This is a genomic window from Microbacterium sp. CH12i (assembly GCF_000685355.1).
Classification (GTDB): Bacteria; Actinomycetota; Actinomycetes; order Actinomycetales; family Microbacteriaceae; genus Microbacterium.
Map to the genome: position 1 here is coordinate 383,457 of NZ_JHET01000006.1, position 8,280 is coordinate 391,736.

Genomic DNA, 8,280 nt, shown 5'->3' on the forward strand with positions numbered 1-8,280 from the left:
AGGGCGGTTCCTCTCCGTGGAGTGCAGTGGTGTCGCCATGCAGGTGCGCTCGCACTGCCCCGGAACGCAGGTGGGAGGGCACGAACCTGGGGGTGGTTCGTGCCCTCCCGTGCCGACCCGCCACGTGTGGGGGTGCCGGCGGGTCAGCAGCCTGTGGTTAGTCCTCCTTTGCTCCCTCGAACTGGGCCTTGAACTCCTCGAACGGCAGGTCCTCGTCACGGACGTATCCGGCGCGTTCGCGGGCGATGGCGAGGCGGCGCCCGAACAGCAGCACCCCTCCGGTCGCCGCGGCCATCAGCCCTCCGGCGAGGCCGAGCGGCCACCAGTCGCCGCCGCCGGTGTGCGCGAGCTCACCCGGCACATCGGGCTTCCCTGGCTCGTCCGGGGTGTCGGTGACGGTGGTGGTCTCATACGGTGCGCCGCAGACGCCACGGTGCAGGATCGTGCCGTCCTGGTCGGTGACGGTCTCCACCCAGTAGTATGTGCCTGCCTTCTCGAAGATCACCTCGTCAGAGGCATATTCACCCGGCCCATCCAGATCGATCACCTTCGAGGTGAACACCAACTCGTCCGGGGTGCAGGTAGCGGTGTCAGTGTCCTGGCGGTACGCCTCGAACAGCAGGCGTGCCCCGTCGGGGACGGTGCCGGTGACGGTCGCGACATCATGCGCCGGGTCACCGAGCTTTACGGTTGGGACGGCGTTAGTCTTCACGATCAGCTCCTCCGGGTGCTCTTTGACCACGGTCGTCTCGCCCGGTGCCCCGCAGGTGCCCTCGGTGATGATCTCGCCGTCAGTGTTGTAGAGGGTTTCGATCCAGTACACGTTCCCCGCCGTCTCGACGGTGGTGGTGCCGGACTGGTAGACACCCGCCTGGGTGACGGGGATCTCCTCGCTGACGTAGAAGGGGGTCTCGCACACCGGATCGGTGTCCGCCGGGTGCGGCCCGTAGGCGCGGAACACGAGGTAGGCGCCGTCGGGAATGGTCGCGCCCTGCACCAGCGCCGTGTCCGAGAAGGGTGCGCCGACGAACGCTTCCGGTGTCGCCTGCGTCACCACCGACACCGGAACCTCCGTATTGGTGGGTGGGACGTAGAACCGTTCCAGCACATCCGCCGGAGACGACGCATACGGCTGCACGCGGTCGTCGCCGGTGAAGGTGGTGACGAGGACGTAGAAGCCGGGCTCGGTCGGCACGATCTTGTCCTCATCCGTGTACCCGAGCTTGTACACCCCATTCCTCGCCGCGTCGTAAGCTCCGCCAACACAGGTGCGCCAGTGAGGTCGAGATCATCGGTGAGTTCCGCATCCGACGCGAACGGGCCGTAGACCGTGTGATGCAGTTCATCGCGTCCGCGCCCCAGTAGCCGTCGCCGGTGAAATCGCCGTGGTTCGCAGGAAACCCTGTGACGGTGATCACATCGAAGGCGCGTCCGCCGGGGTGCACGTTGTACTCCCGCATCAGCGAGGTCACCGTGACCGGCCACCGCACCGACGTCGTCTCCACGGTGATCCCGTAGTCGTCCTGCCAGTCGCTCGCGAGGTAGTCGCGCACCCACTCCGGCTGCGACGACTTCTTCACCTCCCACACCCATGTCACGAACCCGCCCGTCGGCGCGATCACCGGCGGGGACGTGTAGATGCCGGGGCCGTCTGCGGTGATCGTCACGGTGCCGAGCGGCACTGCGTTCGGGTCGATGTCGGCGCTCTGCGCCGGGGGCAGGGTGCCGGGCACTTGGTAGGCGGTGCCCTCGAACACCACCGGAATGTGCGCGCCGTCCTTCTTCAACCAGGCACCGTTGCTGCTCGACACCGTGATCGTGTCCGTGAGTGCATCACCGGGGACGGCGAGACGCTGATCCGCTTCCGAAACAGCCTCAGGCTGGAACGGCACCACCGAGGTTTCAGTGACCCGGCCGAAGCGATCGGTGAACGAGTCGGTGAGGTACTTCGCGTTCTCACCGTGCGCGGTCTTGTCGATGCTCCACACCCACGTATAGAACCCCGACTCCGGAGCAACGATCGTGCCCGGCGACGTATACGACCCCGCACCGGTGAGCGTCATCGTCTCGGTGCCTGTGACGGGTGCTCCGGCAGGTGGGGTGTCGGCTTCGGTTGGCTGCTCATCGAACGGCCCATACAGGGTTCCGGTCGCGGTCACCTCAATCGGGTTCCCGTGGAGGTGAATCCAGGTGCCCTTCGACACCGACACGGTGAGCCCGTCCACGAACGCTTCACCCTCAGCGACGTAGCGGGAGGCGACCTGGGTGGTGATCTCCGGCTGGAAATCCAGCTCGATCACCGGCGACTCCACCCGCGCCGACAACCCGGTAGAAGATCCCGCGACGGCCGCGATCAGACGCTGCGCGCCCGGGGTCGTGTAGAGGTCAAGCGCGGCACCGTACCCCGCCGCGGCGATGTTCATGGAAGCACCGACACGGTACGACGGCACGCCGTCTGCGGGGGTGCCGGTGATCGGATGTGTCCCGGCGCCGATCGTGCGCGCCGGTGAACCGTCAGCGAAGATCGCATCCGACAGGGTCGCCGTGCCGGTGAGCCCTGCGGGGTGGGTTTCGACGGTGAGGGTGCCGGCGTACTGATCCGCCATGTCCAGTGACAGGGACAGTGAGGGGTCGGTGACGGCGTAGACGGCGGCGTTCTGGCGCATCATGTCCAGGTTCGCGAGGATCGTCCCCCGCTCGGACGCGGGCGCCCGCCCGACGTAGTAGATGTCGCCGGACATGCCGTGGGAGTTGTAGGTGCCGGCACTCGTGATCGACCATACGAACAGAGCGACCGCCGCAGTCGTATTCGGATCGCCTGACTGCCCCCATCGATCCAGCACATAGTTCAGCTCCGCGAGCTGCTGCCGGGACAGCGAGTCCAGCGACGTGATCGTTTCCGGCCCGTAGGTCTGCGCGAACGGTGAATCGGCATCGAGGTCCGCGCAGTACGCCTGCCGGCCATCAACGTCGGTGTTGTAGGCGCCGAGGAACCCGTTCCCGATGTCGTACCCGACACCGAGACTGCCCGCATGAGCCGCCGGCGCATTCAGTGCGAGCGACCCTGCCAGCAGGAACAGGGCCAGCAGCACTGAGAGCCAGCGCCGCACCCCCGTTCTGGGTGGCGCAGCCTCCGGCTGCGTGATGTGGGCGAGTGATCCTGACACGAGATACCTCCTGGTGTTGTCCATCAGCGACGCGAGCCGGCCGCCTTCACACCAGGTGCACCACCCGCCTCACCGGTCCAAGCCCGGCCCCTCACGCTGAGCAGAGGGAGTCGGGGTGTCGAGGGGGTCGACCTCAAGCCCCGCGGTGCTACGTACGGCCCGATGAGCTCCATCCCGCACCCCGTCGAGGAGGCCGCGCACATCGTCGTAGCCGGTGATGACCGTGGCGAGGCCGTCCCGCAAGAGTCGGTGACAGCCTGACGACGCTGCGCTGGTGATCGGGCCAGGGATCGCCCCGACGGGGCGGCCGAGCTCTGCGGCGCGGGCGGCGGTGTGGAGGGTGCCGGAACGGTAGCCGGCCTCCGCAATGAGGACGGTGCCGGAGAGCGCGGCGAGGAGCCTGCCTCGTTGCAGGAACCGCCACTTCGTCGGCGCCGCGCCCGGCGGCAACTCCGACAGCAACAGGCCGTCTTTGCCGACATGGGTCAGCAGATCAGTGTGCCCTGCCGGATACGGCCGGTCCAGGCCGCCTGCAAGCACGGCGACCGTCGCACCGCCCGATGCGAGCGCGGAACGGTGCGCGGCACCATCGATCCCATACGCGCCGCCGGAGAGCACCAGCCGGGAGTCGGCGACCGCCGACTGCACCAGCTCCGTGGTGATGTGCTCCCCATACCCGGTGGACGCCCGAGCGCCGGTGATGGTGAGGCGATCCCACAGCGGGCCGGTCAGCAGCCCTGCGTTGCCTTTCGTCCACAGCGCCACCGGTGCACGATCGCCAAGCGCGTCGATCCCGGCCGGCCATTCGGCATCGCCGGGGATCAGCACCCTCATTCCGTGCCGCTCCGTCTCAGCAAGCACCCCCTGGATTTGTGCGGCGTCGAGACGCGGTGCGAGGGGTCGCTGCCACGTGTCACCATCCGGCCCGGGCGGGACTTCATCGGCGAGGAGACGGGCGACGGTTTCGGATGCGCCGACGGTGCGGATCATCCTCCCCGTCACCGCGTCGCCTGGTTCGGACGCGATACCGAGGATGATCCTCGCGGTGCGCTCCTCTGCTGCCAGCTCGTTGATCGTGTCCATCAGTGCTGCTCCCTCGTTCATGGCGAATCAATCGAGGGATAGGTGCGAACCAGCACGCCGAAACAGTCACCAAGAGCAGGCCAGCGTGCGGGGAACATACACCCTCACAACGCCCCACCAATCGGCTGAGACTGGCGGAATGACGCGGAATCAGGGTTCAGGAATCCTGAACGTGAGTGTTTAGCCCTTCATTCGTGCTGTGGTGTCGAACGCGGCGAGCTCGGCGGGGTGGAGCTGGTGCTGGACGACGAAGGAGCGTTCTTTGATGCGCCAGAGTCCTTGTCCGGTGCCGAGGCCGGGGAGGAGTTTCTGTTCGGTGCCGGTGAGTCCGAGGGCTGCGGCGGTGGCTCCGAGTTGGTCGGGTTCTTGTCGGTAGATGATCCTGGTCTCCGCGTTCGCCAGCAGGCTGTTCGCGAGTGCGCGCATCGCGGAGCCGGAGTCGCCAACGTTGTCGAGGTCGGTGAGCTTGTGGAAGATCAGCATGTTCGCGATCCCGTAATGCCGCGCCAACCGCCATTGCGCGTCCATGCGGCGCAAGAGCGCTGGGTAGGCCATGAGCCGCCAGGCTTCGTCGTAGATCACCCACCGGTGCCCGCCGTTCGGGTCCATCAGCGCCGACTCCATCCACGCCGATGAGCAGGTCATCAGCACGGAGATCAGCGTCGAGTTCTCCGCGACGCGGGACAAGTCCAGGCTGACCATCGGCAGCGATGGATCGAACCGCACGGTCGATGGCCCATCGAACAGCCCCGCAAGATCACCCGCCACGAGGCGACGGAGGGCGTGGCCGACGAGACGGCCGTCCTCCGCCAGCCGTCCATCCGTGTCGGTCGCGGGGTCGGGGTTCAGGATGCGGTTGACGACCATCGGCAGGATTGGCACGTCAGCGGTGCGGACGGTGTCTTGGAGGGCGAGGTCGATCGCGGTGTGCTCCAACGGTGACAGCACCCGATCCAGCACGGTCTCTGCGAGCGCGCCGATGAGTTCCCGGCGGCGGGACGCGACTTGCGCCGCCCATTCCGCATCGCTCACCCCCGAAGGGCGGTGGCCCTCATCAAGGGGGTTGAGCCGGTTACGGAGCCCATGCCCGAGCACGATCGCCCGCCCACCAACCGCCTCCGCAACCGCGGTATGTTCGCCCTTCGGGTCACCGGGCACATACACGCGGCGACCAAACGGGATCGACCTCGTGTAGAGGGACTTGGCAAGAGAAGACTTCCCGGAGCCGACGATGCCGGCCAGGACGATGTTGGGGGCGGTGATGAGGCCGCGGGCGTAGAGGGTCCACGGGTCGTAGACGAACGAACCGCCCGAGTACAGGTCCTGGCCGATGAACACGCCGTCGCGCCGAGGCCGCCTTCCGCGAGAAACGGGTACGCGCCCGCGAGCGTCGCCGACGTGTCCTGATGCCGCGGCAACCGAAACCGCCCCGGCGTCCGCAACGCCGCCGCCCCTGGTTCGCCGGCGGCGGGGAGGTAGGTGGTGTTACGGCGTTCCGCACGCTCCGCCGCCAGCCGTTCACGCTCCGCCGACTGCTCGGCGCGACGGGCGCTGGTTTCGATCCTGGTGGCGGCGTGCTTGCGTGCCTTCCGCTGCCTGCGGCGTTCCCCGGCCGGCTCGACCAACGCCGCCGTATGCAACTTCTGCTGGTCGGTCATAGTGCTCGCCCCCGCGACATTGAAGACGACTGCGACGCGCGAACCAGTCATCCTCCTCGACCACCGGTGCGTGCCTGCGCGACGGTGGACGGCTCGGCATTGTCCGCGCCGACGGAGCTTGAGCATCCGGCTCTCGTGTCTCCGGGAGCGCACGGAACAGAGAGACGTGCCCGTGGTCATGGTTGTACGTCAGCGTGTAGATGCCGTTGGTGGTGGTGCGGTCGAGTGGGCCGGTGGGGATGGTGTCGTAGACGTATCCGTTGACGAGCGCAGCCTGTATGGTCTCCTCACCCATGTCGAACCCGGCCAGGTGCTCGATCGCCGCATCAGCACCGTCGCGGTCGATGATCGCGAGCACCTCGTCGGCTTCCTGCCCTTGCAGGAACACCAGACTCACCCACCGCGACACCGGGCCTGGTTCTCGAGCCGCGGGATGCCAGGCGATCCGTCCCGAGGCAGCCATCGCCGCATCCACTCGCTCATGCACGTCATCCAGCAACGCCGCCGCCTGCTGCAGCTCGGCGGCCGCGGCGAGCGCGTAGGTTGCGCCGGCGGTCTGATCCCCGGCGTCGTCGTGCGCGCACCCGGTTCGTCACGTGGGTGGTGGCGAGCTGGTCGAGCACTTGCCGGAGGGATCGCACCCCGGCGAGCAGATCACCCAGCACCGCATAGGTGTCAGCGGGGTCCTCGAACACGCGGGAGGCGTGCGCGAGCCCACGGAGCGCTTCGGACGCTTCGACAGCGTCCGTGGTCGGGTTCTGGAAGGTCGGCATGACGGGCTCCTGTCGTTCAGACGGTGCGGCACAGCGGCAACGCTGCGACGGTGAAGGCTTGCGCTTGCTGCCCAACGAGACGCCGGGTCTCGCAGGAGGCTTGGATCGCGGCCTGCTCGATCGCTGCGACGGCAGTGTCGAGTTCTTCCGGGGACGGGGCGGAGACGGAGATGAGGCCGGTGTAGCGGAGGACGCCGTGGCCGGCGGTGAGGTCGGCTTCCTGTTGGAGTACGTCGCCGTATTCGGCGGTTTGGGAGGCGTCTTCGATCTGCCCCATCTTCTGCCGCTGCGCAGCTCCGAGATCAGCTCGGTCTTCTTCTTCCTGATATCCCGCGCCGCCTGATCCGACCGGATCGGTGTGCACACTAGCGAGAACGAACGTTGAATCCCCGACGACAACAACACCGGGGCGAGGAACCCCGGATACACCTGCGACCTCGGCCATTCCGACACCCACAGCACCGCATGGAACGCGGAATCCGACCTGAGCCGATCCCAGGACTCGGTGACCGCGACCGGCCCCGCGGTCGCAAGCGTGCGCCCGATGTCGGTGTTCCGTTCGAGGATCGCGGCCGTGGCGGGGTCATAAGCGGATCGGAGGATCACTGCGACCTGTGGAGGGGTGAGCCACCCGGTGATCGTGAGCTCCGCCGCCCGCAACGCCGTCACGAGGGTGGTCATCTCCTGTCGTAGGACGGCAGCTGCTCCCTTGATGCCGCCGCCGTTGGTGCGGACCTGGCGGGCTGAGGCTTTGAGGTCGAGGGCGAGGCTGATGGTGGTGGCGTGGCGTTCCCCGGCGGGTCCGGCACGGTCGATGAGCTCGCGGTACACGGTGGAGGCCCAAGACTCGTCGTCAGTGCCGTGGCGTTGCCACCACTCGATCAGTCCGGAACCTCCATCGGGGAGGGTGCGTTCGCACACTTGAAGGCGGGCGATCCTCCCGGAACGGCAGGCGGTGGCGAGCACGCGCCCCCAGGTGGCGACGCGGCGTTCCTGCTCGCCGGGGTCGAGGAGCACGAACGCGGGATGTGAGATGCCGACGATCGCGGTGAGGGTCTGGGCATGGGGGTCGTGGATCATCGCCGCCCCCGTCTCCGGGTCCTCCCACTCCCGCAGCGACGCCGCATCACCAGGAAGAGCGAGCGTGCCCGCAGGACGGGGTTTCACGACCCGCCGCTGGAACACCGTCTGCCGTGCATGCGTGCGGGCAACCCACTGGAAGGTGACGGGCACCCACTCGATGAGCTTCCGACCCCCGACCGGGGTCCAGGCGAGCGCTGCACAGAGCAGCCAGATGGGTGCGGTCCAGGCCAGCAGCGTCCCGCCCCCCGGCATAGAGGGCGCCGACGATGGAAAGCACGCCGACGGCGTGGACGATGAGTTGCGGGAGGGAGAGGCCGAGGAGGATGCCGCGGCGGGTGAGGCGGGAGAACTGCACGGCCCGCAACCCAAACCCCGCACTGCTCGTGTTCTGCTGAGTCGACATCGGTCACTCCTTCCCGGCAGTCGGCTTCGATGAGGGCGCAGGCGGAGGCGTCGAGGGCGTCGGTCGCGCCGGTGGTGCGGTCGGGGTGTGGCTCGGTGCGGGCGGTGGCGGTG

5 protein-coding genes and 2 pseudogenes are annotated in these 8,280 nt (G+C 67.9%); all 7 read right to left on the reverse strand.

Annotation, left to right across the window (positions count from 1 at the left end):
* Positions 1–157: 157 nt before the first annotated feature.
* Positions 158–1,231, reverse strand: coding sequence for a hypothetical protein (locus DC31_RS08330; RefSeq protein WP_036278822.1), 1,074 nt, complete (start codon positions 1,229–1,231; stop codon positions 158–160).
* A complete protein-coding gene (locus tag DC31_RS08335) occupies positions 1,206–3,167 on the reverse strand; it encodes a hypothetical protein (RefSeq protein ID WP_036278824.1) in 1,962 nt (653 codons plus the stop codon). The genes DC31_RS08330 and DC31_RS08335 overlap by 26 nt, the downstream gene beginning before the upstream one ends.
* Positions 3,168–3,236: 69 nt before the next feature.
* Entirely contained in the window at positions 3,237–4,250 is a 1,014-nt protein-coding gene (locus DC31_RS08340) for a DNA-processing protein DprA (protein WP_036278952.1), read from the reverse strand.
* Positions 4,251–4,430: 180 nt separating this feature from the next.
* Positions 4,431–5,875 (reverse strand): annotated as a pseudogene (locus DC31_RS08345) (ATP-binding protein).
* Positions 5,769–6,371 carry a hypothetical protein gene (locus tag DC31_RS19380; protein WP_327036845.1) on the reverse strand — a complete coding sequence of 201 codons (603 nt, stop codon included), beginning with the start codon at positions 6,369–6,371 and terminating at the stop codon, positions 5,769–5,771. Before DC31_RS19380 ends, DC31_RS08345 begins: the two are co-directional and overlap by 107 nt.
* Positions 6,372–6,396: 25 nt before the next feature.
* Positions 6,397–6,681 carry a hypothetical protein gene (locus DC31_RS20270; protein ID WP_051606620.1) on the reverse strand — a complete coding sequence of 95 codons (285 nt, stop codon included), beginning with the start codon at positions 6,679–6,681 and terminating at the stop codon, positions 6,397–6,399.
* Between the two features lie 16 nt (positions 6,682–6,697).
* A pseudogene (locus DC31_RS08355) lies at positions 6,698–8,016 on the reverse strand (SCO6880 family protein).
* Positions 8,017–8,280 lie beyond the last annotated feature (264 nt).

Bases quoted from the DNA above. Each gene is read 5' to 3' on its own strand.
- DC31_RS08340 (WP_036278952.1), bottom strand. From the start codon at position 4,250: ATGGACACGATCAACGAGCTGGCAGCAGAGGAGCGCACCGCGAGGATC.
- DC31_RS19380 (WP_327036845.1), bottom strand. From the start codon at position 6,371: ATGGCTGCCTCGGGACGGATCGCCTGGCATCCCGCGGCTCGAGAACCA.
- DC31_RS20270 (WP_051606620.1), bottom strand. From the start codon at position 6,681: ATGCCGACCTTCCAGAACCCGACCACGGACGCTGTCGAAGCGTCCGAA.